General features: G+C 47.8%; 18 protein-coding genes. 9 read left to right on the forward strand and 9 right to left on the reverse strand.

The genetic code is table 11. From position 1 onward, the window contains the following. Nucleotides 1-20 precede the first annotated feature (20 nt). From Q4Q50_RS03325 to Q4Q50_RS03340, 4 genes are all read right to left on the reverse strand, one after another. Nucleotides 21-1,508, reverse strand: a complete 1,488-nt coding sequence (locus Q4Q50_RS03325; RefSeq protein ID WP_311898369.1) for a DUF3300 domain-containing protein — start codon at nt 1,506-1,508, stop codon at nt 21-23. Between the two features lie 148 nt (nt 1,509-1,656). After that, nucleotides 1,657-3,021: an ATP-binding protein gene (locus Q4Q50_RS03330; protein WP_311898371.1), complete on the reverse strand. Its 1,365-nt coding sequence runs from the start codon at nt 3,019-3,021 to the stop codon at nt 1,657-1,659. Beyond that, nucleotides 3,014-3,709 carry a response regulator transcription factor gene (locus tag Q4Q50_RS03335; protein WP_006079500.1) on the reverse strand — a complete coding sequence of 232 codons (696 nt, stop codon included), beginning with the start codon at nt 3,707-3,709 and terminating at the stop codon, nt 3,014-3,016. Before Q4Q50_RS03335 ends, Q4Q50_RS03330 begins: the two co-directional genes overlap by 8 nt. Nucleotides 3,710-3,711: 2 nt before the next feature. After that, complete coding sequence (locus Q4Q50_RS03340; protein WP_006079501.1) at nt 3,712-4,002, reverse strand: PepSY domain-containing protein; 291 nt, start codon at nt 4,000-4,002, stop codon at nt 3,712-3,714. 358 nt (nt 4,003-4,360) lie between these two features. Here Q4Q50_RS03340 and Q4Q50_RS03345 point away from each other — a divergent pair, with 358 nt between their 5' ends. Together Q4Q50_RS03345 and Q4Q50_RS03350 are read left to right on the forward strand one after the other, a co-directional pair. Next, the gene (locus Q4Q50_RS03345) at nt 4,361-5,317 is read left to right on the forward strand and encodes a choice-of-anchor H family protein (protein ID WP_311898372.1); all 957 of its coding nucleotides are present in this window, start codon (nt 4,361-4,363) and stop codon (nt 5,315-5,317) included. Between the two features lie 80 nt (nt 5,318-5,397). Beyond that, nucleotides 5,398-5,871 (forward strand): peroxiredoxin, encoded by a 474-nt coding sequence (locus tag Q4Q50_RS03350; protein ID WP_006079504.1) that lies wholly within the window; start codon nt 5,398-5,400, stop codon nt 5,869-5,871. A 77-nt stretch (nt 5,872-5,948) separates the two neighbouring features. On the opposite strand, the gene Q4Q50_RS03355 is transcribed toward Q4Q50_RS03350, so the two are convergent. From Q4Q50_RS03355 to ompR, 3 genes are all read right to left on the reverse strand, one after another. Continuing rightward, nucleotides 5,949-7,931, reverse strand: coding sequence for a methyl-accepting chemotaxis protein (locus Q4Q50_RS03355; protein WP_311898373.1), 1,983 nt, complete (start codon nt 7,929-7,931; stop codon nt 5,949-5,951). Between the two features lie 129 nt (nt 7,932-8,060). Beyond that, nucleotides 8,061-9,377: a two-component system sensor histidine kinase EnvZ gene (envZ, locus tag Q4Q50_RS03360; protein ID WP_311898374.1), complete on the reverse strand. Its 1,317-nt coding sequence runs from the start codon at nt 9,375-9,377 to the stop codon at nt 8,061-8,063. A 42-nt stretch (nt 9,378-9,419) separates the two neighbouring features. Then, on the reverse strand, nt 9,420-10,145 hold the full coding sequence (gene ompR / locus Q4Q50_RS03365) for an osmolarity response regulator transcription factor OmpR (protein WP_006079507.1): 726 nt from the start codon (nt 10,143-10,145) through the stop codon (nt 9,420-9,422). Between the two features lie 358 nt (nt 10,146-10,503). Here ompR and Q4Q50_RS03370 point away from each other — a divergent pair, with 358 nt between their 5' ends. The 5 genes from Q4Q50_RS03370 to Q4Q50_RS03390 all read left to right on the forward strand — a co-directional run bounded on the left by Q4Q50_RS03370 (nt 10,504) and on the right by Q4Q50_RS03390 (nt 21,621). Next, entirely contained in the window at nt 10,504-15,393 is a 4,890-nt protein-coding gene (locus Q4Q50_RS03370; RefSeq protein WP_311898375.1) for a PAS domain S-box protein, read from the forward strand. Continuing rightward, the gene (locus tag Q4Q50_RS03375) at nt 15,393-16,325 is read left to right on the forward strand and encodes a diguanylate cyclase (RefSeq protein WP_259574041.1); all 933 of its coding nucleotides are present in this window, start codon (nt 15,393-15,395) and stop codon (nt 16,323-16,325) included. Before Q4Q50_RS03370 ends, Q4Q50_RS03375 begins: the two co-directional genes overlap by 1 nt. A gap of 83 nt (nt 16,326-16,408) precedes the next feature. Continuing rightward, nucleotides 16,409-16,912: a transcription elongation factor GreB gene (gene greB / locus Q4Q50_RS03380; RefSeq protein WP_006079584.1), complete on the forward strand. Its 504-nt coding sequence runs from the start codon at nt 16,409-16,411 to the stop codon at nt 16,910-16,912. 163 nt (nt 16,913-17,075) lie between these two features. Beyond that, nucleotides 17,076-19,439: a Tex family protein gene (locus tag Q4Q50_RS03385; RefSeq protein ID WP_311898377.1), complete on the forward strand. Its 2,364-nt coding sequence runs from the start codon at nt 17,076-17,078 to the stop codon at nt 19,437-19,439. A gap of 217 nt (nt 19,440-19,656) precedes the next feature. Continuing rightward, nucleotides 19,657-21,621: an LTA synthase family protein gene (locus Q4Q50_RS03390; protein ID WP_063882498.1), complete on the forward strand. Its 1,965-nt coding sequence runs from the start codon at nt 19,657-19,659 to the stop codon at nt 21,619-21,621. Nucleotides 21,622-21,720: 99 nt separating this feature from the next. Here the strand turns inward: Q4Q50_RS03390 and Q4Q50_RS03395 are convergent, their stop codons facing one another. Both Q4Q50_RS03395 and bioH read right to left on the reverse strand, forming a co-directional pair. After that, nucleotides 21,721-22,278 (reverse strand): hypothetical protein, encoded by a 558-nt coding sequence (locus Q4Q50_RS03395; protein WP_311898380.1) that lies wholly within the window; start codon nt 22,276-22,278, stop codon nt 21,721-21,723. Between the two features lie 61 nt (nt 22,279-22,339). Next, nucleotides 22,340-23,134, reverse strand: coding sequence for a pimeloyl-ACP methyl ester esterase BioH (gene bioH, locus Q4Q50_RS03400; protein ID WP_311898382.1), 795 nt, complete (start codon nt 23,132-23,134; stop codon nt 22,340-22,342). A 32-nt stretch (nt 23,135-23,166) separates the two neighbouring features. On the opposite strand from bioH, the gene Q4Q50_RS03405 reads away from it, so the two are divergent. Beyond that, nucleotides 23,167-23,958, forward strand: a complete 792-nt coding sequence (locus Q4Q50_RS03405; protein ID WP_311898383.1) for a ComFC family protein — start codon at nt 23,167-23,169, stop codon at nt 23,956-23,958. Between the two features lie 241 nt (nt 23,959-24,199). Then, the gene (nfuA, locus tag Q4Q50_RS03410) at nt 24,200-24,778 is read left to right on the forward strand and encodes a Fe-S biogenesis protein NfuA (protein ID WP_006079591.1); all 579 of its coding nucleotides are present in this window, start codon (nt 24,200-24,202) and stop codon (nt 24,776-24,778) included. The last annotated feature ends 75 nt before the right edge of the window (nt 24,779-24,853 follow it).

Below are 24,853 nucleotides of genomic sequence, written 5' to 3' on the forward strand. Positions count from 1 at the left end.
TTACTGCGGCCATAGCGGGATCATTCCCTATGACGACGTTCTTGGCTTTGAGTTGAGCGGCCTTGGTTATGTTCTACCGAGCGAGCGGTTTGCGCATTTTGGCGTGGCTCACTTTGTCTCACTCTCACGTCTTCGCGTTGTCTTGGTTGTTCAATACGTTGCGGTTCTGCGCGTCTTGTCTCTGGTCGTGGCGTTTCAACTCTTGGGGTCGCAGTCCTTGGATTTTCTTGTCTTTGTGGCGGCGTCCTTTGTTGATCGACATTACGCGGCTGTGACTCCCGAGTTTGATATTGCCTTTGCTGAGACTCCTTCGATGGCATTGGCTTTGACTGCACGGGTCTCGATTGCGCGTCATTACGATCCTTGTGAGTCGGCGTTTGTACCATAGCCGCGGTGCGACGTTCCTTTAACTCGGCCTGCGTTTTTTGATAACTCGGTGCGCGGTTATCACGTTCACGGCTGGCGTTGTGATAGTCCTTATTGTCACGACTCTTATGACCCTGATTACTCATATTACCCTGATTGCTATGGGTATCTTGGCGTTCTTTTGACTTCGAATATTGGCTATTGAAGTGTTGCTTGCTGCCGCTAGAGTATGAATCTCTACCGCGATACTTATTTTCGTTGTAATAGCGTTGCTTCACGACGGGGTTGTGGTAACTCACGCCGCGTCTATGTTCGGGTTTATGTTTCCAAGGCTGGGCACCATAGCTGACAGTGTATCTTTCACGTGGGCGATAGCGGTGTGAATGGCGATAGTCGATCACCACCACTTTATGGTTGTGCCAGTGGAATGAACTGAAGAAGTAGTTAAAGGAAATATGGATGCCCGGTGACCAGTAGAAATGATTATGGCTTGGACGATAGGGATAGCCAGCATAGCCGCCAAATTCCCAATACACGGGTGGATAAGCCACACCCCAGCGCCATGTGCCATAAACCACACGCGGATCGTAATAGGGCACGTAGACGATTTCTCGCTTAACGGGTTCTATGATGATCTGATTGTTGGCGCGGGTGATCGCCATGTTATCCATGTCTGCTAAGCTATTGGCTTTATCAGCCTGCTGTCTTAGGGACTGAATACTGTTCATCACTTGGCCTTCATCTTCTAAGAAGGCTTCACCGAGTCTTTGAGTCCAGTCGAGATCTTCACTCATTTTTTGCAGCAGCGTCGGAAAGGCCAGCAAAGCTTTGACGCTCGGGTCCCAATCTTGATCTTCGGCCTGCGACATCAGTTGATCGACCGATGATTTGGGGCGCTGGGTTAACCAACGTTGTGCCTGCACGATTTCGAGTGGATAAGTTGAGGCAATAAGTATGTGGGTCAATAAGCTATCGGGATACAGGGCAATAGGCGCCAGCATTTGTTCGAGTTCGGCTTGGCTTGCCGCAGCGCTCGAGCCTTGGCTCACAGATACGCCCGCAGCTTGTGCTGTGGTAGTGAAAGGCAAGGCCACTAATGCCGCCGTTAACACTAGCCAATTCCATCGATGTAGTCTGTTCATGGTTTGCTCCAATAATCCTGTTCGAGGATGTTATGGGCATCATAGGCGTTTGAATATGAACATAAGCTGAAAGCATTTTACGGTTAAAAAGTTATTTTTAACCGCAATTTAGGTGGGAATTTAAATCTATGGTATTGAAACTCAATCATTAAATTGAGTGCACAAAGCTGATGCTGAACTTGGCGCCGCCCAAGGTTTCTGAACGTGAGACTGAAATTCTGCCGTTATAGCTGTCGACTAAATCGCGCACGATCGCAAGCCCAATACCATTACCTTGATGATAGGAATCGGCACGAATACCGCGTTCAAAGATTTGATTTTGCAGCGCTTCACTGATCCCTGGCCCATCATCTTCGATGCAGATCAGCAATTGATAGGCATCGCCGGTCACGGTTAATTTAACTGTGGACTTTGCCGCTTTGCAGGCGTTGTCGAGCACGTTACCGAGAATTTCCGTGAGATCCGCTTCATCACCTTTGAATACTGCTTCGTCAGCCATCTCGCCGCTGAGATTGATTTGCGGTTCGCGATAAATTTTAGCTAAGGTGCGTAATAACTTAGCGGCGACGTCATCGACGCGAATGCCTAAATGCCACGAGGCTGCCGCTGCCGTTTGTGCGCGTTTCAACTGGTGGCCAATAATGCGGCTGATCACCGACACTTGCTCGCTGGAGGCTTCGCTTAAGTCGGCCTGACTCTTGATCACCGCCAGCGGTGTTTTGAGGCTGTGGGCAAGATCGGCCAAGGCATTACGATAGCGTTTGCGCTGGGTTTGTTCGGTATTGAGCAAAATATTGAGCTGCCGCGCAACCGCTTGTAGTTCAGTGGGGTACTGACTACTTAGCTGCATAGACTTACCTTGCTCGACGGAATGTAATTCTTGGGTAAAGCGCGCCAATGGTTGCAGCGTCCACACTAGCCAGCTCAGTTGGAACACGAGCATGACGAACATGAGGATCAGCAGCCAAGTCCAAAGCTGCTGGTTAAATTGATCGATTTGCTGCTGAAATTCGCGCTCGTCCTTAATGATGTGAATCGTCACTGGCACGTTTTGATTTTGGCTGGCAAAACTGACGCTAAAGCTATAAATCAAATGGGGTTGTTCGGCGAGCTCGATTTGCTCAAAGGCACTCTGACCCGTTGCTGGGATAGTAAAATGTGGCGGTGGCATCATGCCCATAAAAGATTGCGAGTGCCACACGATCGTTTGTTTGCCGCTGGCATCTTCAGTGGTCGCAATGGCATACAGCCCAGATTGAATGAGGTTAAAACGATTTTCGAGTACTAATTCTGGGATAGAGATTTGTTTATTCTCGACTTCAGTCACCGCGAGTATCGAATAGACATAGGCGCTGAGTTCATTTTTGGTCGCGCTTTTAACTTGCTCGGTAAAGGCATCGTTTAAGGCGACGCCGATCAAAGGCAATAACACTAAGATAAACAATAGCGCGCTAATCACTAAGCGCGCTTTAAGGGAGTTCAATACTTGCCACACAATGGCACGTTTACTCATCGGCAGTTGGCTCGGGCGTTAACGCTTTTAGGCGATAACCTTGGCCGCGCAGGGTTTCAATCAGGTTGTATTGATTATCAGGATCGAGTTTTTTACGTAACCGGCGGATAAAGACTTCGATGACGTTTGAATCTAAATCAAAATCTTGATCGTAGATGTGCTCTGTGAGTACGGTTTTGGATTTCACTTCGCCTTGATGCAGCATAAAAAATTCGAATAACTTGTATTCAGAGCCGCTGAGGTTAACCAGTTCTTCGCCTTTACGCACTTCTAAGCTGCTGGTATTTAGGCTAAAGGGACCGTTATAAATCAAAGGGCTGGCCTTGCCGGCAGAGCGACGGATCAAGGCTTTTAGCCGCGCGACCAGTTCTTGGGGATGAAAAGGTTTCGTCAGGTAGTCGTCGGCACCGGCGTCGAGTCCTTCTACTTTATCTTGCCAACTGTCCCTCGCGGTTAAAATCAGGATTGGGAAGTCGCGTTCCTGTTCGCGTACGCTGCGGATAAGCGCGATACCATCGAGTTTAGGCAAACCGACATCGATTATCGCCGCATCATAGTTGTATTCGAGTGCTTGAAATAAGCCTTCTTCGCCATCGCTCGCCACATCGATACTGTAATGGGCATCGAGCAGATGTTGTTTTAAGTTCGCCTGCAGTTCTAAATCATCTTCAACCAATAACAATCGCATAGTTAATTCCTCGACACTCGGCCAGTTGCGGCATCTACTGAGACTGAAAACACTTGGCCATCATTATTGAGGAGCTTAACCCGATACCCTGAGCCGCTGGATTGCACGCTCAGAACCTTGCCTTGGTATTGGCGCTGCACCATAGCCACAGCTTGATCTGGGCTATTGACCGCCAGACGGCGCTGCTCATTCTTCGCACCTTGGTTGCGATCATTCTGTCTATCATTGCCTGCCATGCTGCCAAAGGAGGCAAACAAGCAAGCGATTAGGGCCAATGTCAAACCAAGTTTCATATCTGGTACCCGCAATGTTCGGCGATCTTAAGCTAATGGGTGAGATGGATAACTTATCGAGTCGACTAAGAATACCTCATCACCTTAACAAACACATAGAGATCAGCCAATTGGTTGGCACAATTCCATCAAAATTAACTTTGGTAGTCATTTTGTTATTCGTGACAGAACTGAAGCTCTGTCAGCGAGTCTATTCCTATGCTCGCATTCAATATGCCCTAGTGTCGGCTAATCCAGATGAACTAAGGCTGAACGTATTGTCGCGCTAAGAACACTAAATGTTGATGTTCAGCTTATGTTCACCTTCATTGCACTTTAATGGCTCTAATTTGAACGGGTTATCCATGGGGTATTCAAGATGAACACACTCAATAAACAAGGTATGGCAGCCACAGTTAACAGTCAGGTTAACACCCATTTCGTTAAAGCGACGGCCATTGCCGCGCTGTTTTTAGCGTCCGCTGCCGTCAGCGCTCAGCCCCGCGAACTGGAATCATCGCAAAGCTTAACGCCATTTACTGCGGCCAGTGTCGGCATTGCCAAAAAAGCCGAAAATAGCGAGCAAGCAGCCGAGCAGGAACAGCAAGCTTTAGCCCTGTTACAACAAGCAGCGCCCGCAAAAAATGTCACTGAAGCCGCTGCTGCAGCCGTTAAATCCTTGGCGCCCGCGTTATCCTCTAAAGCGCCGACGGCAAACCGCGTGCAACTAATGGGCGCATCGCCGATGACGCGTGAGCAAGTGACTGCGAAACATGCGAGCCAAGGCATGCCGAGTTCGAGCGCGACTAGTGAAGATCCCTACCGCGCCCCTGTGTATCACAGCTTTTCGATTTTTGATGCCAGCAGTCGTTTGTTCGAAGACTTTGACTACGATGGGTTCTATCAAACCTTTAGCGTGACCTTCGACGTCGATGTTAACGGCGCGTATCTTAATGAAAGAGCCGACTTATTTGCCGAGCTGTATCTCAGTCGTGATGGCGGCCCTTGGGTGCATTACTACACCACGGACGTGTTTACTATTTATGGCGATTCAACACAGGACGACTATGAAGTGCTGACCACGCTCTACACGGGTTATGCGACGGACCACTACGATGTGTTGATTGATGTGTATGAAGTGGGTTACAGCGATATTGTCGCGACCATTAGTGCCGATGAAACCGATGGTTTGTATGCACTGCCACTGGAAAGTAGCGATCGAGACAGAGAACCTGATGTCATAGTCGTCGAAGAAAGTGGCGGTAGCTTATCGGTATTGGGTCTGTTGTTCCTCAGTTTGTGTGCTGGGCTGCGGATGAATCGTACTCGCGGCTAATCACCCTTTTTTCTCTCTGTGTTTATCTCAGGTAAATAGGGCTAGTATGGTCAGGTTAATTTAACTAAATGGAGATAAATATGATTGCTCAAGGTCAAACATTACCAGCAGCTACATTAGGCCAACTAACGAAAGATGGCATGGTGAATCACCAAGTTACTGAACTGTTCGCTGGTAAAAAAGTGGTATTGTTTGCTGTACCCGGTGCTTTTACTCCGACCTGTTCTGAAGCGCATTTACCTGGCTATGTGGTATTAGCCGATCAATTTAAAGCGAAAGGCGTGGATTTGATTGCCTGTGTTGCTGTGAACGATGCCTTCGTGATGAAAGCGTGGGGCGAAGCGCAAAATGCCTCTGAATTGATGATGCTAGCCGATGGCGATGCCAGTTTTACTAAAGCGTTAGGCTTAGAAATGGACACTGCTGGTTTTGGTGGCGTGCGTTCACAACGTTACGCCATGATCATAGATAACGGCGTAGTGACTCTGCTGAATGTTGAAGAGCCAAAGGCTTTTGAAGCCAGTAAAGCCGAAGTGGTTTTAGCTGCACTGTAATGATTAAGGTCCGAACGTAATCGGACATCAAAATAAATGGGAGCTTAGGCTCCCATTTTTATTGGTATTTTAGCGGGTTAAGCGGCCCGCGACTGTGGCGGTAAGTTACCAGCATCGGCAATGCCTAAACTGGTCTCAATATCCTCGACGCTCTGCTGCACTTCTTGGGCGATGACTTCACTCTGTTGTGAACTGGTTTGTGCCTGTTCTTTTAAGCTATCCATAGTGCGCACAAATTGATCGAGATAATCGACTTGCTCCTTGGCATTGAGCGAACCTTGTTTAGCGGTATTGGCCATGTCGCTCGCTTGATTTTGCACCGTTTGTGCCACTTGCCATAGGCTTTGAGCGCGCAGTTTTTGACTGCTGGTGGCCTGTGCTATGCCATCGACACTCTCACTGAGGGCATGATTCGATTGGGTCAGTTGCTGCAGAATCTTCACGATTTCGTTTAAGGACACTTGGGTGCGCTGACTTAAATTTCGCACTTCATCGGCGACCACGGCAAAGCCGCGACCTTGCTCACCCGCCCGCGCAGCTTCAATGGCGGCATTGAGGGCAAGTAAGTTAGTTTGTTCGGCGATATTGCCAATCACATCAATGATTTTCGATACGTCCGTCACTGAGTTATTCAGACTTTCGAGGGAAGCATGGCAAAGACCAACGGCGGTTTGTGTCTGCTCAGTTGCGCTCAGCACTGCTTCTGCTTCGGTTTGGCTCGACTGCATTTGGCGCATTGTTTCGGCGGCGCTGTCTTCCACGAGTGCCGAAGTGTGGCTCACCTCATTGGCGAGGCTACGGATATGTTCGGTCTGTGTTTGCGTATCGGCCACAATCGTTTGGGTGTGCTCTGTGTGCTGCGACAGCTGAGTAATTCGCGCAACCAGTTGGCTTAATGATTGAGAAACCTTAGTGATTTGCTGGCGTTGTGCCTCATCTTCCTGTTCAAACCTTTGCAGCAACTGGTTGAAATGACCTGCGATTTGGCCAGTCTCGCAGCGACGATTAATGTCTAAACGCTCGCGGCTGTTCGATTCGCTTAATTTCATAAAGGCTTGGTTGAGACGTTTTAACGGTTTGACGACGCGGTTTTGCTGCAGGATTAAATAACCTATAGCAAACAAGGCCATGATCGAAACCATAGTGTAGAGGATCAGTTGTAGCTCATATTTCAGCTGTTGATTCTTTGCTGCTTGAGCCTCACCTAAGCCAATAAGCTGTTGTTCCACATTGCTAATCGCTTGAATGAGTTGGTCTTGCATCTCTTGGTTGGCTTGCAGCAATTGGTGGGTATTAGCAACTTCTTTATTGTATCGATTGGCGAGACTCAGCAGTTCACTACGGTCACTTTCGCCGACTTCAACCTGTTCCGGTTCGCTGGCACCGAGGGCAAATTCATCGGCTTCTTGCTGCTCATATACACCGATTAACGGCAGTGCGCTGAGTGCGTCGTGCCACGTATTGAGCTCTTTGCTGGTGCTGTCTAAAATGCCCTTGAGTTGCTGATTTTTGCCGATGAGGTAGCCATCGGTCAGCTGGGAAAGTTGATAGACGATGGAAGGTAAATCGCGGCTCAATTGCAGATATCGTTCGGCGATCTCTGCATTTGTGGCTAAGCCTTTATCGGCATAACTGCCCAGACGACGGTTGTAGTCGAGCATTTCAGATTCGGCGTGGGCCAGCAGTTGTCTGGGGTTGCCAGCGAGTTTACCCGCGGCGCGGTACTTGGTATCTAAATCTTGAATGAAGCTGCTGAGACTTGCTTGCAAGTCATTATCGGTAGCGCCCATGGTGGCGAGATTAAGCTCTGTAAGTTGGTTCTTAATGGCGCTGATTTTAGTTTTAGCTTGTTCAAGTTGGCTAGAGTTGCCGCTGGCGAGATAGCCGTCGAGATCGCGGCGTACGCCGACGAGGAAGTCTTCTTGTATGCTTTGCAGTGTGAGTGTTTGTTGTTCTATATTTTGTCGCTGATCACTACTCCACAGCACTACGGCCGCTAATAATCCCGCGAGCAATAACAACAGGGCAGAAGCAGAGAGCGACAGCGTTGAAATTTTCATTTTGCAATCTTCATAATTGTCAGAGCCAGTTAACTGTTCTGAGTTTATGAATTTAGCGTGACATTAATATGACAAGCGCCCACATGAATGTCAGCGTTGTCATTTGATTTGCCGATATGTGATCTCGCGCTATTCCAGCGGCAGCCACACTTGGGCTCTTAAACCGCCTTCGGCGCGGTTGGAGAGGGTGACTTGCCCTTGGTGTCTATCGATAATCCGTTTGATGATGGCGAGACCTAGGCCTGAGCCGACACTGCCTCGGGCGATATCACCTTGGGTAAAGGGTTGAAATAGTTTGGTGATTTGTGACTCGTCGATTCCTGGACCATTATCTTCAACACTAAAACCGATACGTTTGCCATCGAACTGCGAGCTAATGCGGATCCAGCCAGAACCATAGCGAAAGGCATTTTCGACTAAGTTGCTCAGTACCCGCTTAATGGCAATCGCTTGGAATTGAGCTTCGGGGCAGTCAGTTAACACCACTTCTATTTCACCGGCGCGATTGGCTTCTGCTTGAGCGACATCGTGAATGAGTTTATTGATTTGCCCTAGCTCACGGCTGGTTTCCTGATCTTGGCGAATATACGCAATAAACTGGCTGATGATGGCGTCCATATCTTCGATATCGTTGACTATGCCATCTTTAAGATATTGATCTTCCTCAACCATCATCTCAGAAGCGAGACGAATACGGGTGAGCGGCGTGCGCAAGTCGTGGGAAATCCCCGCCATCAATAGCGCTCTGTCCTGCTCCAGTTGTTTCATGCTGTGCGCCATCTGGTTGAAGGCATTGGTCACTTCGACAATTTCACTCGAACCATTAAGCGGCAAGGGGTCGGGGAATTCACCGCGGGAAACGGCAATCGCGGCTTTTTGTAGTCGTCTAAGTGGGCGGTTTTGTTGGCGGGCAAACCACCACCCCCCGGCGACGCTGAGGGCGCCTATGACCATTAAATAGAGCGTGAGCGGCGAAAGATCTGAAACATTTTGGCCAATAAGCGGCACTTTTATCCAAATCGAGGGCGCCTGTGGTGGGCGGATCCAAATCTGCAATACGCTGCCGTGGGTGACGCGCACTTCGGCGTCGCCGCCGAGATATTCCGACATCTGCGCCGACCAGAAACCATAGTAGGTCGCTTGCTCAATACCAGCTTCACGCGCTTGTTGTTGATTGTAGATTTTCATGCCATCGTCGTGGACTTTGGCATTGAGGGCATCGACTATGGTTAAGTGTTCGCGGCCAATATCTATGCCATCGACAAACAGTAATTTGACTTGGCGAGCGATTAACTGATTGATTTGTTGGTAGCTTGGCTTAAGCACATAGACGGCAACCGTGACGTAAGACACCAGCTGATTGATCAGTAATAGACAACCAATCAGCATCACGGTTTGACTAAACGCGCTGCGAGGGACAAACCGCCACCAAAACTTAGCTTTCATCGGGGGCTCAATAACCGCAGCAGATTAAGATGGCAACGCGGCTCATCGACGCGCTGCGCCATCGGGCACAAACACATAACCTAATCCCCACACAGTTTGAATGTAGCGCGGATTCGCAGGGTCTTTTTCGATTAAACGCCGCAGACGTGACACTTGCACGTCGATGGAGCGTTCTAGCGCCGAATAATCGCGGCCACGGGCGAGGTTCATCAATTTATCCCGAGACAAGGGCTCGCGTGGATGGGTAACTAGCACTTTAAGCACGGCAAACTCACCGCTGGTGAGCGCAATCGATTCGTCGCCGTGGTACATCTCACGGGTGGCTAAATCCAGCGAAAACTCACCGAAGCTGATCTGCGCTTCCTGCTGGGCTGGCGCACCGGGCACATCTTGGGTTTGGCGACGCATCACGGCTTTGATCCGTGCGAGTAATTCCCGTGGATTGAAAGGTTTTGGCAGATAATCGTCGGCGCCTAACTCTAGGCCAATAATACGGTCGACTTCATCGCCCTTGGCCGTCAGCATCACGATCGGAATAGGATTACCTTGCTGGCGCAAACGGCGGCAGATAGATAGGCCATCTTCACCGGGTAACATCAAGTCGAGCACGAGTAAATGGAAGTTTTCGCGTTCTAATAGGCGGTCCATCTGCTCGGCATTGGCCGCGCTGCGCACCTGATAACCTTGCTCCATCAGGTAACGCTCGAGTAACGCTCGCAGGCGCATATCATCATCGACGACGAGGATTTTCGAGGTTTCTTGTCCCATGGGATGTCCTTTAATTGCTCAGATTGGTGCTTATTCTACTGACGAGAAACAGTTAAGATTAACCAACTGGCTGAAATTGAAAACGAATCTGCCTAATATAGCCGCATTCAACCAAGGCGACTAGCTCACCTTAGTAACTTGAATGCGATAAATGCTGATATTGATTGCCCAATGTTAATACTAAGCAAATGAAATTGCATGGGAATACTCGCGTTTATTCACGCTATAGCTGAAATTGTAACTAAATGGGCATCAGCAACTTTTGGCGCATTTATCGTTTGTTGCCACTCGCTGAGTGGCAAAAGAATTTTTATTAGTCCAAAATCATAACTCTCTGATTAAAAATTATTAGGCGTTTATGCACTTGTCCATGAGTTATAAAAATGCTTCGAAATGGGGCTTATTAGTCCTGTTGATTGGATTGGTGCTAAGCGCGTTATTAACAGGGTTGACGGGGCGCATGAACGCCCAAAAGATTGAGCAAGCCTTGCGCGAGGACGCGGAGCAAATCAGTGAGAACGTGATTAACCGTATCACCTTATATCAATATGGTTTACGCGGTGCACGCGGCACGATAGTCACTGCGGGTGAGCATGATATTAGTCGTGCTAGCTTCCATCGTTATAGTTTAACGCGGGATGTGGACCATGAGTTTCCCGGCGCCCGTGGATTTGGCTTTATTCGTCGAGTACCCAGTGCCGATGAAGCGGCATTTATAGCAAGAGCTCGTCAAGATGATTGGCCTGATTTTAATATTCGCCAACTTAACGCTCATGATGGCGAAAGATACGTTATTGAATATATTGAGCCAGTAGACCGCAATAAAGCTGCCGTTGGCTTAGATATTGCCTCAGAGGCACATCGTAAAGCCGCTGCCGATGCGGCTATGTTATCCGGTGAAGTGCGCTTATCTGCACCCATCACATTAGTGCAGGCTACGGGTAGGCCGCTACAATCATTCTTAATTCTGCAGCCTATTTATCGCACGGGTTTAGTACCTAAAACACAACAGGATAGACTGTCAGCCGGGTATGGTTGGAGTTATGCCCCCTTAGTGACGAACGAAGTTCTAATGGGGTTAGCGTTGAATCAGAAGATGACTAAGCTGTTGCTTAGCGATATCACCCAAGCTGAGCGTCCCATCAGTTTTTTTGAAACACACCCTGATGAGGCGTCTCCACTATCTGCATATCGCCATAAAATGACGAAAGACATTTTTGGTCGTAAATGGCAGATAGAAGTTATCGCTTATCCATCCTTTATTAAGTCATTGCATCTTAATCAACCCAGTTTAGTGCTGTTGAGTGGCAGTTTGTTTAGCCTGCTTTTAGCTGCGTTAATTGCCATGTGGTCCATCAGTTTGCAGCGTAAGCAGCAGGTGCTGCTTGAACAGGCTAGGCGCGCCAGCATGCTGGAGCATTCTCTCGATGGCATTATCAGTTATGACACTAGGGGCCAAATTACCAGTTGGAACCAAGGTGCCGAGCAGTTATTTGGCTATACCGAAGCGCACGCTCTTGGCCAGTCGTGTTGTAAATTGATTGTTCCTGCCAGCATAGTGCAGGAAGAAAGAGCATTATTCGCCGAAGTGTTAGCGGGGAAAACCTCTTTAAATCGGATAACTAGCCACCAACGGCAGGATGGTAGCCATTTATCAACCTCGACTACAGCCGTACCTATTTACGACGAGCACGGCAAGATAGCTGGCATGAGCCAAACGATCCGCGATATTACAGCGCAGCTTGAAGCTGAACGACATATTTTAAGCTTGAATGCAAGTCTCGAACGGCAAGTCACCAAGCGTACCCATGCGTTGCAGCAGGCGTTACTCGAAAACCAAACCTTGCTCGACACTATTAATCAACAGCTACTCTATTCCGTTACTGACCCCAATGGCGTCATCTTAGAGGTGAATGATAACTTTTGCCGCATTAGTGGCTATTCGCGTGAGCAACTTGTGGGGAAAACCCATGCAATACTCAAGTCGGGTGAACATGATGTGTCTTTCTGGCGATCTATGTGGCAACAGATAAACTCGGGACAGTCTTGGCACGGTGAAATCTGCAACCTTGATAAGCATCAAACGTTGAAATGGTTCGATACTGTGATTGGTCCAGTATTTGATGAATACGGTAAAATTGAACGTTTTGTGGCATTAAGGATTGATATTACCGACCGTAAGTTGACACAGATTGAGAAAAATAACTTAGGGTCATTACTGACTAACGTGCTCGATGCCGCCTCTGAAATGTCCATTATAGCCACTGATGTGCAAGGGAATATCACCATTTTTAACCGTGGAGCAGAGCGCTTACTTGGTTATTCAGCCGAGGAAATGATAGGCCAATCTACCCCTGCGCCTCTGCATTTGCTCGAGGAGGCGATGATAAGATCTGCAGAGTTATCCGCTGAATATGGTAAAGACATTCAAGGCTTTGATGTTTTCATCTATAAGGCAAGAGCCGAAGGTTCGGAAACCCGCAATTGGACCTATGTGCGTAAAGACGGCAGTCAGTTCCAAGTGTCACTTTCTGTCACTGCTATGCGTGACAGTGTTGGCGAGATTATTGGTTATTTAGGCATTGGCGTCGATATTTCACTGATGTTACTGCAGCAACAAGCACTGATGACGGCCAGTAACCATTTAAGTAAGGCAGCCGAAGTGGCTCAATTAGGTATCTGGACTTGGAATCTGCTCGGTAATTCGCTTGAATGGAATGAACGTATGTTTGCGATTTACGATCAGCCTGAAAGTCTTCGGGAACAAGGATTAACCTATGAGCACTGGTCGATGCGGGTCCATCCTGACGATATTGCTTTTGCTGATGCTAAATTGAAAGGCGCTGTGGAAGGAACGGCGCAATATGACCCTATTTTTAGGGTGGTAAGGACAGATGGCTCGATTCGCTACGTTCAGGCAGCCGCCCAAGTAGAGCGCGATAAACAGGGTCATGCTATTAGAGTGATTGGGATTAATTTAGATATCACTGAACAGCAACAATTGGAAGAAAGCTTGCGCGAGGCTAAGCAGGAGGCCGATACGGCGAGTGCGGCTAAGTCTGCATTTTTAGCCAATATGAGCCATGAAATTCGCACTCCAATGAATGCTGTATTAGGCATGCTGCAATTAATTCAATACACCTCTTTGTCTAGGCAGCAGCAAGATTATGTTAATAAAACTCAAACGGCTGCTAAGTCCTTATTAGGACTACTGAACGACATTCTCGACTTTTCTAAAATTGATGCAGGCAAGTTAGTACTCGATCTTCATCCTTGTTCGATTGAATTGCTGATGCGGGACCTTGCCGTTGTACTGTCGGGTAACCATGGTGATAAAGATGTCGAGGTGATGTTTGATCTCGACACGGCTTTACCTCCTTGGTTATTAGCAGATCAACTTAGATTGCAACAGATCCTCGTTAACCTCGCAGGTAATGCCCTTAAATTCACTCACCACGGTCAAGTGATTGTCGGCATTGAATGTTTACGACATGAGGCTGATACAGTCACAGTACAAATTTCAATTACCGATACGGGTATTGGTATCAGTGACGAGCAGATTGAGCGGATTTTTACCGGATTTGAACAGGCAGAATCCTCAACATCACGCCGTTTTGGGGGCACAGGGCTCGGGCTAGCAATAAGCAAAAGGCTGATCGGCCTTATGGGCAGTGAGTTACAGGTGACCAGCAAGGTGGGTGTTGGAAGCCGTTTCTGGTTTGATATGACGTTTCCTATCATACAAGTCGAAGAAACTCGGCATACAGACCTTAGCGGATACCGTGTGTTAGTGGTTGATGATAATGAATTGACGACGGAGATTTTAGAGAAAATTTTGACCGGATTTGGGTGTGAGGTTGAAACTGCCTTAGGTGGATATGCGGCTCTCGCGAAGGTTAAACAATCCCATGAAAAATCGACACCGTTTGATGTGGTGTTGATGGATTGGCGTATGCCAGACCTTGATGGGTTACAAACCGCCGAAATGCTGCGTAACTCAGACGCGAATAACCGGACTCCGCTGGTAGTGATGTTAACGGCTTACGGTCATGAAGTGATTGCCGAGAGTCAGCAGATTAGACATGTCCCTTTCGTTAATTTCCTCACTAAACCTGTGACATCGCAGATCTTGGCAGAAGCTGTGTTGAATGCCATCGAAGGTAAGACAATGGAGGCGCACCCTCAGCCGCGTTCACAGCGATTTTTAGCAGGGCTAACCATATTAGTGGTGGAAGATAATCAACTCAATCGACAAGTTATCGATGAGCTATTGAGTTATGAGGGCGCGAATGTCGTATTGGCAGATGGCGGCATGGAAGGTGTTTCCTTGGTGCTCGAGAGTGGTGACTTATTCGATATTGTCATCATGGACATGCAAATGCCCGATATGGATGGATTGGAGGCGACTCGACGTATCCGCGCTGATGGACGTTTTGCAGCATTACCGATACTTGCGATGACAGCTAATGCTTCACAGTCCGATAGGCAAGAGTGTCTCAATGCGGGTATGAATGACCATGTTGGCAAACCCATCGATATGCCATTATTACTACCGAGTATTTTGCGCTTAGTTGGCCGTGAGGATATGACCTCTGCTGAATTTGAAGGGCACTGGCCTGAAGCGACGCAGGAGCAGAGTGATGAGCAATTACTCGATGATATTCGCCTGATCCTGCGTCGTTTTGGGGGTAATCAGTCTTTCTTCCAAAAAATGGCCAAAAGTTTTGCGCCTGAAATGATGAAGCAACTCGCGCTCTTTAAGCAGTCGACTAAGATATTTGATCACTCAACGGCGGCGGCGATTAGCCATGGTATTAAAGGCATTGCCAGTAATTTTGGTGCTCGGCGTTTAGCTGCGCATGCGGCTTACTTAGAGAAACAGTTTAAGCAAGAATGTCCTGAACTGATTGATATTAAGCGCTGGACGGATATGTTAGAGGAACTCATTAATCAGAGTAGTCAGCAGCTTTCAACCTACTTTGAGGTGGAAGAATTTAATGCAGTTATTAGCGATAATGTAGAAAAAGCCGTGTATTCTTCGGTATCGGTGCAAAGTGTTAAGACGGACCTTAATACCCTAATGAACCTATTAAAAGAGAACAATTTAGAAGCTATGGCCTTAACTGACCAGTTAGCTGAATTGCTGTCAGGCCATCCACAATGGTCCATATTGCATGGGCAAGTGCAAGCGCTCGATTTTAATCAGGCATTAGATACGCTACGGATTATCATGTTGGAGGAGGCGTAATGCATCTTGCAGAATTAATTGCTCGGCCCCAAAGTGAGAAAGGTAAGATCCTCATCGTTGATGATCAGCCGCTCAATATCAAAATACTGCATCAACTCTTCAATGAAGAGTATGAGTTGTTTATGGCGACCAATGGTGAGCAGGCGATAGCCATATGCCAGAAGGTACAGCCAGATTTAGTGCTGTTAGACATTGAAATGCCTGGTATGTCGGGTTTTGACGTTTGCCAACATCTTAAAGCCGATCCTGAAACCGCGACTATTGGAGTTATTTTTGTCACGGCTCATTTTGATGAGGTGCAAGAGGTTAAAGGTTTTCAGCTGGGTGCAGTCGATTTTATCCATAAACCTATCAATCCAATTATCACCACTGCGCGGGTAAAGAATCAGTTTACCCTCAAGCGACAATCCGATCTGTTGCACTCTATCGCGCTGCTTGACAGTTTAACGGGCGTCGCCAATCGACGTCAGTTTGAGCAGCGACTTCCTGAAATATGGAAACATTGCTGCCGCAACGAGTTAGCCTTATCTGTGGTGATGCTAGATGTGGATTTTTTTAAACGTTTTAATGATCGTTATGGTCATCAGGAAGGCGACCAATGTTTGCGACAAGTTGCAAAAGCCATTAGTGATGCTCTGCAGCGCGCGACTGACTTTGTTGCACGTTATGGCGGGGAGGAGTTTATTTGTATTCTGCCAGAAACCAAGCTTGCCGGTGCCATTCATACTGCACAGAAAATAGTGAATGCAGTACAAGCTTTGCATCTTGAACATCTCGAGTCGAGCTTCCAAGAAGTGACGATTAGTGCGGGTGTTGCGAGCGTGCTGCCCAAAAGTGATTTGACTTGGCAAACACTGATCGAAACAGCGGACCAGCAATTGTACTTGGCGAAAGAGAGTGGACGTAACCAAGTAGTAGGCCTAGGGCTTTAGCCTGTGAGTTTGTATGTGATTTTTAGCGTGCATTTTGTGAAATTGCCGCTGTTTTTTGCTCAGCATGTGGATAATAAAGAGTTATGAAAGCGCATTTGATCACCCGACAGGGTTGGCAAACTTTAGATAAAGAATTGAAGTATTTGTGGAAAGAATATCGGCCGCAAATCACCCTTAAAGTCCAAGAGGCGGCGGCGCAGGGCGACCGTAGTGAGAACGCTGATTACACTTACAACAAGCGTTTGTTAAGACAAATTGACGGCCGAGTCAGGTACTTAGTTAAGCGGCTGGAAGAGTTAAAAATCGTCGATTACTCACCGCAGCAGGAAGGTAAAATATTCTTCGGTGCTTGGTTTGAGCTTGAAAATGAAGCCGGTGATCGCGTGCGTTATCGGATCGTCGGTAAAGATGAACTCGATACCAAATTGGGCTACATCACCATAGACTCGCCCATGGCGCGTGCCTTAATCGGCAAGCAAGTGGACGATGAGGTGGTAGTGCAAACGCCATCGGGTCCAAAAGAGTGGTATATCAATCAGATCCGTTACACTCCTTTTGAAACCACTCTCGCCAGCGAGGCTGATTAGCGACAGGGTTGCCGCCGTGACAACCGCTGCGGTCACCATGGCATGACGGGGAAAGATCAAAGACTCTGCTTTGACCTAGGCTTTAGCATGAAACATACGGGGCGCCTGTGGTATCTTTGGCGCAATAACGACTTACTTTACAGTTAGGCACGACATTTTATTTATGCAAACTAATGCACATAACATCGCTCAGATTATCGCTCAAGAACTGAATGTTCGTGAGCAACAAGTTGCCGCAACCATCACTCTGCTTGACGATGGTGCGACAGTTCCCTTCGTTGCCCGTTATCGTAAAGAAGCCACGGGCGGATTAGACGATACGCAACTGCGTACCTTGTACACACGTTTAGGTTACCTGCGTGAGCTGAACGACAGACGCCAAGTGATTCTGTCTAGCATCCAAGCTCAGGGTAAGTTAACGCCAGAATTACAAAGGGCTATTGATGACGCAGACAGCAAGACACGTCTCGAAGATTTATACCTGCCCTTCAAACCTAAGCGCCGCACTAAGGGCCAAATCGCTATCGAAGCTGGGCTTGAGCCATTAGCCGATGCCTTACTGGTTGATCGTAGCGTAGATGTCGAGACTACAGCGGCGGGTTATATCAATAGCGAAGCGGGTTTTGCCGATGTTAAAGCTGTGCTCGAAGGCGCGCGTTATATCCTGATGGAACGCTACGCCGAAGACGCTGAATTACTGCGTAAAGTGCGTGAGCATTTAAGCCAAAACAGTGTGTTAGAAAGCCGCTTAATTGCAGGTAAAGAGAAAGAAGGCGCGAAATTCCGTGATTATTTCGAGCATACCGAACAGTTAGCTAAGATCCCATCACACCGTGCGCTGGCTATGCTGCGTGGCCGTAACGAAGGTTTCTTAACCTTATCTATGAATGCAGACCCCGCCGCCGAAGCGGGCCAAGGTAGTTACTGCGAAGTGATTATCTGTGATCACTTAGGGCTGAAATTAGGCGATAGCAGCGTTGATCAATGGTTAAAAACCGTGGTGACGGCGACATGGCGCATTAAGATTGCGCTACAGATGGAAACCGAGTTTATTTCGCAAATGCGCGAACGCGCCGAAGCCGAAGCCATTAAAGTTTTTGCCCGTAACTTAGGTGATTTATTGATGGCCGCTCCTGCGGGCGCGAAAGCCACCATGGGACTCGATCCAGGTTTACGTACCGGCGTGAAAGTGGCTGTGGTCGATAACACCGGTAAGATGTTGTGCCATGCGACGATTTTTCCGCACGCACCGCAAAATCTGTGGGAAAAGTCGATTCGTACTTTGGCTAACTTAGTCAAAATGCATAAGGTTGAATTGATTGCGATTGGTAATGGTACGGCATCACGGGAAACCGACAAGCTAGCCGCTGAGCTGATTGCCGCCGTGAAAGATACCCATCCACAGTTGACTAAAGTGATGGTCAGCGAAGCGGGCGCGTCTGTGTATTCGGCATCGGAATTGGCGGCGCTGGAGTTTCCTGATCTCGATGTCTCGATTCGTGGTGCTGTGTCTATCGCGCGTCGTTTGCAAGATCCGTTAGCCGAACTGGTGAAGATTGAGCCTAAGTCTATCGGTGTGGGGCAATACCAACACGACGTGAGCCAAAGCCAATTATCGGGTTCGCTGGAAGCCGTGGTGGAAGACTGTGTAAACGGCGTGGGTGTGGATCTCAACATGGCCTCAGCACCTTTGTTGTCGCAAGTAGCGGGTTTAAACAAGACGTTAGCGAAAAACGTGGTCGATTATCGCGATGCTAATGGTCAGTTTAAGAATCGTAAAGAGCTGCTGAAAGTGCCACGTTTAGGGCCTAAAGCCTATGAGCAAGCGGCGGGCTTTTTACGTATTCGTGAAGGTGATAATCCACTTGATGCATCTTCTGTGCATCCAGAGGCTTATTCGTTAGTGGAAACTATCGCTAAGACTAAGCAAGTGGAACTGGCGAGCCTGATGGGTAACTCAGATCTACTGCGCAGCATCAAACCTGAAGAGTTCATTACGACGGAGTTTGGTTTACCAACTGTGACGGATATTTTAGCCGAGCTGGATAAGCCGGGACGCGATCCCCGTGGTGAGTTCAAAACCGCCAAGTTTAAAGATGGTGTGGAAGAACTTAAGCACTTAAAACCTGAAATGGTGCTCGAAGGCGTAGTGACCAACGTGACTAACTTTGGTGCCTTCGTCGATATTGGCGTGCATCAAGATGGACTGGTGCATATCTCTTCACTGACCGACAAGTTTATCAGCGATCCCCACACAATCGTGAAGGCGGGTGATGTGGTTAAAGTCAAAGTGATGGAAGTGGACGTTGAGCGTCGCCGTATCGGTTTGAGCATGCGTTTGGATGAAGCTATCGATCAAAGTAAATCGCAGCAAAGACCACATAATCCTGCCAGAGCTCATAATGGTAAGGCACCACAGTCGACGAAACCTGCTGCACGTCCTGCGCAAAAGCAAGCACCTAAAGCACCTGCGAACGCGGCCATGGGCAATGCCTTTGCTGATGCCTTCGCTAAGCTGAAAAAGTAAGCGTGAACCGTTAAGACTCGGACTTAAGCCATGTCCGAGTCGACTTTTTTACATGTTACTCACAAAATTGTTGCATCAATATCGTCTTAGGGAATATAAAGTCGGCATTTAATGCAACGTTAAGCAAAATCGGTTGTCATAGCACAGCTTATTCACCGATTTTTTTCAAATTGACACTCCAACGCTGAGTGGCTCTTTATACGTTTTGGGGTAACACATGCAATCTGGTTTATCACCTCGCGGGCACAACAATGCCCATGGGCCTTTCCGCGCCATCTTTATTTTCTCGCTATTAGTGCTTTTTATTGCCACCGCGAGCCGTATCGCTTTAGGGCTGTGGCAAGCCGATCGCGTGGCCGCTGTTGATGGTTGGTCGCATCTCTTAATCCAAGGTTTACGCGTCGATATCGCTACCCTGTGCTGGTTATGGGGTATTGCTGCCTTAGGAACCGCATTGTTTTCGGGTGATCATTTTATTGGCCGTCTGTGGCAGCCGATTTTGCGGGTGTGGTTAACTGTCGGTCTGTGGATCATCCTCTTTTTAGAAGCATCGACCCCTGCGTTTATTGAAGAATACGGTATTCGCCCGAATCGTTTGTATGTGGAATATCTGATCTACCCGAAAGAAGTGCTTTCTATGCTGTGGGCGGGTCGCAAACTTGAGCTGATCTTCTCCGTACTATTAACTATCGGTACGCTTTGGGGTGGCTGGGTGTTAAGCGGTAAGCTCACTAAAAATTTACGCTTTCCACGCTGGTATTGGCGTCCAGTATTAGCATTAATTGTTATCGCTATCACGATATTAGGTGCTCGTTCAACCTTAGGTCATAGGCCACTTAACCCTGCTCTAGTGGCCTTTGCCGATGATCCATTAGTTAACTCGTTAGTTATCAATTCAGCCTATTCATTAGTGTTTGCCATCAAGCAAATGGGCAGTGAAGAAGATGCTTCTAAAGTGTATGGTAAGTTAGATAATGCTGAGATTATTGCGACCATAAGACAGGAAAGTGGTCGTCCTGACAGTGCATTTACCTCTACGGATATCCCATCGCTAAGCTTTAACCAAGCCAGTTATACTGGTAAGCCAAAGAACTTAGTGATCCTACTGCAAGAGAGTTTAGGCGCACGTTTTGTGGGCAGTTTAGGCGGTTTACCCCTGACTCCGAATATCGATGCTTTATCCAAAGAAGGTTGGTATTTCGATAACTTGTACGCTACTGGTACTCGTTCAGTGCGCGGAATCGAAGCCGTGACAACAGGCTTTACCCCGACTCCAGCCCGTGCTGTGGTGAAACTGGGTAAGAGCCAAGTTGGCTTCTTCAGCATAGCTGAATTACTTAAAAATCATGGTTATACCACGCAGTTTATCTATGGTGGTGAGAGCCATTTCGACAATATGCGTAGCTTTTTTTTGGGCAACGGCTTTAGTGACATCATAGATCAGAAAGATTATAAATCTCCGGCCTTCGTGGGTTCGTGGGGCGCGTCAGACGAAGACTTAATGCGTAAGGCGAATAGTGAGTTTGAGCGTCTACACAGTGAAGGTAAGCCTTTCTTTAGTTTAGTGTTTAGCTCGAGTAACCACGATCCATTCGAATTCCCTGATGATCGTATCGAGCTGTACGAACAACCTAAGCAAACCCGTAATAATGCGGCGAAATATGCCGACTATGCGATTGGTGAGTTTTTCAAACTGGCGAAAAATGCGGACTACTGGAAAGATACGATTTTTATCGTGGTTGCCGACCATGACAGCCGAGTGGGTGGCGCGGATCTGGTGCCAGTGTCACGTTTTCGTATTCCGGGTTTAATCCTTGGGGATAATTTAGCGCCAAAACGCGATCATCGTATTGTGAGCCAAATTGATTTACCGCCAACACTTCTATCATTGATTGGTATTTCAGACTCTTATCCTATGCTGGGCCGAGATTTGACTCAGGTCAGTGATGATTGGCCTGGACGCGCGTTAATGCAATACGATAAAAACTTTGCCCTGATGGAAGGTAAAGATGTAGTGATCCTGCAGCCAGAAAAAGCGGCTCAAGGTTTCGAATATAACGAAAAAACTGAGCAGTTAACGCCTTATGCGCCAGCTGCTGCAGCGTTAGAGAAGAAAGCCTTAAGTTGGGCATTATGGGGCAGTTTGGCCTACCAGCAAGAGCTGTATCGTTTGCCTAAATAAGCGTTAAACAGCATAAAAAATGCCGCTATTTTTAGCGGCATTTTTGTTTATCATTCAGGTTAATTTTGTGCGCAAACGGATTCATACGATTGGAATAGGTTAAATCCACGTCGACATAATAGATTCTTGCTCTGGCTGAGTCTGTTGTTGATAGAACTGACCAATGCGTTGCCCAAGCTGTTGATAAAATTGAGTTGATTCACCTTGGAGTGATTGCCTTGCCGCACTGCTGGTATTCGCTTTGGCGTTACTGCTGGCATAATTTGCCGCACCCTGACTGACCTTTAAGCGGATATCCTTACGTTGCAGCGCCGCTTGACCGCGTGCAGCAACTTTAAGCGTCTTAGGTAACGCCCGCTCGGCCACCACAAGGGGGGCTTTTTTCTCTTGCTGTTGTTGGCTTTGTTGCTGCGAGGATTGCTGTTGCTGCTGTTTTTCTTGAACTTGTTGCTGATTATTCTCGAGCGTTTTGGTTTGTTGTTGAGTTTGATCTGCTGTGCGTTCATTCTGCGGATTAAAGGCACGTTCTTCATGACCTTTAGTGGCAGCTTGTGGGGGAATAACCACAGGTTTTAGTTGGTTGTCGACCCGAGCCGAGTCCGTCGCGACATTACTGGTCGCTAGTGGGACTTGGGGGTAGTTACTGACAACTAACATGGAAAATTCCTTGGTGCACTAATGGTTAAATACTAGCCATTAATCGCTCAAAGATAAAGCGTTAGCGTGTCTGTAACGCTAACCAAGGCATAAATACCTGCAAAAACTCCTGCTGATGGGAAATAAACGGCGCATGGGAGGCTTTAGCTAGCATCACATCTTCAATTTGCGGCGTGATCGGCATCTTAGGTTGTACGCGTTTGGGGACGAGTCCATCGAGTCGGCCCCAAATTCTAAGCCAAGGTTGCTGCAATTCTGTCAGTTGCGGCCTTAGGTCGATGTCAGTCAGCATGCTTAAACCTTGATTTAAGGCTCTGGCATCGGGTAATGGGCGCGCAAGAACAAGATCGCGCAGTCGTTTGATATCTTCTTTGGCGGTTTCGCTGCCCATGGCCTGAATCGCTAGAAATCTCTCTATAGTTTTAGGTAAATTTTGCCCGAGTTGTTCTCTAAATTGATTAAGAACTTGTGGTGGAATACCCGGCCATGCTTCGTCTTCCCTTGCCATAAAGCAGGGGGATGAGGCGATAGTGATCAAGCCTTTGATTTTTTTTGGATAACTCAGTGCTGCCTGAGTCGCAACTAGCCCACCAAGTGACCAGCCGGCCCAAATAGCGTGTTCTGGTAATGCGGTGACTAAGGCATCGACCCAAGTTGATAGGCCACCCTCCACCATTTGGCTATGGCCAAAGCCCGGCAAGTCGACATAGTGCACCCTATACTGAGACAGTGACTCATGTAATGGCGTAAACACAGCGCTATTGACTCCCCAACCGTGAAGCATCACCAGATCTGGCCCTTGGCCGCTGATTTCAATATGCAAATTTGCTTGGTTTGTGGATGTCACTTGGCTCACTTGAGTGCCTCAAAAATGGATTAGGTGAAGGTATGTCGCGCTTTGTCAAAAGGATTTTGCCGCCATCCGCTTGGTGGATAATGCGTTTAGGCTATCAACTCGGCACAAGCTGGTTGGCGAGCAGTTTACCTAACCGTTGCCTGCTGTGCCACCAATCCATACCTATCCCCGAGACGGGTATTTGCGCCGTTTGTCTTCAATCTGGCTTATACCATGGACCTATTTGCTTAGGTTGCGGTAAGTCGATGCAAATAGAAGTCGATTATTGCGGGGAATGCCAAAAGCGTCAGCCGCGTAAAGTCGTTGCCCCCTGCAGTTACCATCAAGGTTTAGGTGCTTGGATTGGCGCGATTAAATATCAGGGGCAACTTGCCGCTTTACCTGTGCTATGCCGCGCCTTAGTGGCGCGAATTAAGCTATTAGAACAGCAAGGATTAATCACCTTGCCGCAAGCGATAGTGCCAGTCCCATTGCATCCAAAACGCTTACAACAACGGGGATTTAATCAGGCGTGGTTAATTGCTCATGAGCTTTCACAGCTCTTACAACTGCCATTAGTGAGCGAGGGATTAACGCGTCAGCAAGACACTCGATCGCAGGCGGGACTTTCGGGTGCACAGCGACGACGCAACTTACACGAGGCCTTTATGTTAGCGGATGATTTTGCGTTCCAGCGGATTGCACTGGTGGATGATGTGGTCACGACAGGCACCACAGTCTCTGAAATTGCCCGCTTATTCGAAGCGCGATACGTACATGTGCAGGTATGGTGTTTGGCAAGGGCAGAGGCGCCAGGCTTGTTGGATGATCTCGATAATGAATGAGAAGCATGTATATAGCGCCTTGGAATGTCCGCTTAAGTGACTGTCTTAGTGGCATTATTCGATTTTAATACGTTAAGATCATATCGTTTAAACAGCCCAAATTACCCAGTCGAATCGTGATCGCTATGGCAAAAATCCACAAACTTGCTGCCCAAGGGACTACAAAGCAAAGGTGAGTCGGAGTATCATACGGCTAATTCTTACTAAAACACTCAGGTATCCCCTGACGGAGCAGGTTTTCATGATTACCATTTCCGATGCGGCTCAAGCCCATTTTGTTAAGTTGTTAGCAGATCAACCTGAAGGCACTCATATTCGCGTATTTGTGATCAGTCCAGGAACCTCGCAAGCCGAGTGTGGTGTGTCTTATTGTCCACCGGATGCAGTAGAAAGTGATGATATTGAAATCGAGTTCACTGGCTTCAATGCTATGGTCGATGAGAAGAGTGCACCTTTCCTTGAAGATGCCACTATCGATTTTGTGACTGACCAATTAGGTTCACAACTCACGCTCAAAGCACCTAACGCAAAAATGCGTAAAGTGTCTGGTGATGCACCTTTAGTCGAGCGTATCGAATACGTGATCCAATCTGAAATCAACCCTCAGTTAGCTGGCCATGGTGGTAATATCATGCTGGTTGAAATTACCAAAGAAGGCGTAGCTGTACTGCAGTTCGGCGGTGGGTGTAATGGTTGTTCTCAAGTTGATATCACCCTGAAGGATGGTATCGAAAAACAATTGTTAGACATGTTCCCAGGTGAGTTGACTGGCGTACGTGACGTGACAGATCACCAACACGGTGAGCATTCTTACGCTTAATCTTGTTTGTTGAGCTGAATAAAAAACGCGACCTCTGAGTCGCGTTTTTTATATTTTGCATTCGCTTAAAGTGCT

It is taken from the genome of Shewanella scandinavica (assembly GCF_031932065.1).
GTDB lineage: Bacteria > Pseudomonadota > Gammaproteobacteria > Enterobacterales > Shewanellaceae > Shewanella > Shewanella baltica.

Excerpts from the sequence above, each read along its gene's own strand:
- Q4Q50_RS03325 (WP_311898369.1), bottom strand. The coding sequence starts at position 1,508 with ATGAACAGACTACATCGATGGAATTGGCTAGTGTTAACGGCGGCATTA.
- Q4Q50_RS03330 (WP_311898371.1), bottom strand. The coding sequence starts at position 3,021 with ATGAGTAAACGTGCCATTGTGTGGCAAGTATTGAACTCCCTTAAAGCG.
- Q4Q50_RS03335 (WP_006079500.1), bottom strand. The coding sequence starts at position 3,709 with ATGCGATTGTTATTGGTTGAAGATGATTTAGAACTGCAGGCGAACTTA.
- Q4Q50_RS03340 (WP_006079501.1), bottom strand. The coding sequence starts at position 4,002 with ATGAAACTTGGTTTGACATTGGCCCTAATCGCTTGCTTGTTTGCCTCC.
- Q4Q50_RS03345 (WP_311898372.1), top strand. The coding sequence starts at position 4,361 with ATGAACACACTCAATAAACAAGGTATGGCAGCCACAGTTAACAGTCAG.
- Q4Q50_RS03350 (WP_006079504.1), top strand. The coding sequence starts at position 5,398 with ATGATTGCTCAAGGTCAAACATTACCAGCAGCTACATTAGGCCAACTA.
- Q4Q50_RS03355 (WP_311898373.1), bottom strand. The coding sequence starts at position 7,931 with ATGAAAATTTCAACGCTGTCGCTCTCTGCTTCTGCCCTGTTGTTATTG.
- envZ (WP_311898374.1), bottom strand. The coding sequence starts at position 9,377 with ATGAAAGCTAAGTTTTGGTGGCGGTTTGTCCCTCGCAGCGCGTTTAGT.
- ompR (WP_006079507.1), bottom strand. The coding sequence starts at position 10,145 with ATGGGACAAGAAACCTCGAAAATCCTCGTCGTCGATGATGATATGCGC.
- Q4Q50_RS03370 (WP_311898375.1), top strand. The coding sequence starts at position 10,504 with ATGCACTTGTCCATGAGTTATAAAAATGCTTCGAAATGGGGCTTATTA.
- Q4Q50_RS03375 (WP_259574041.1), top strand. The coding sequence starts at position 15,393 with ATGCATCTTGCAGAATTAATTGCTCGGCCCCAAAGTGAGAAAGGTAAG.
- greB (WP_006079584.1), top strand. The coding sequence starts at position 16,409 with ATGAAAGCGCATTTGATCACCCGACAGGGTTGGCAAACTTTAGATAAA.
- Q4Q50_RS03385 (WP_311898377.1), top strand. The coding sequence starts at position 17,076 with ATGCAAACTAATGCACATAACATCGCTCAGATTATCGCTCAAGAACTG.
- Q4Q50_RS03390 (WP_063882498.1), top strand. The coding sequence starts at position 19,657 with ATGCAATCTGGTTTATCACCTCGCGGGCACAACAATGCCCATGGGCCT.
- Q4Q50_RS03395 (WP_311898380.1), bottom strand. The coding sequence starts at position 22,278 with ATGTTAGTTGTCAGTAACTACCCCCAAGTCCCACTAGCGACCAGTAAT.
- Q4Q50_RS03405 (WP_311898383.1), top strand. The coding sequence starts at position 23,167 with ATGTCGCGCTTTGTCAAAAGGATTTTGCCGCCATCCGCTTGGTGGATA.
- nfuA (WP_006079591.1), top strand. The coding sequence starts at position 24,200 with ATGATTACCATTTCCGATGCGGCTCAAGCCCATTTTGTTAAGTTGTTA.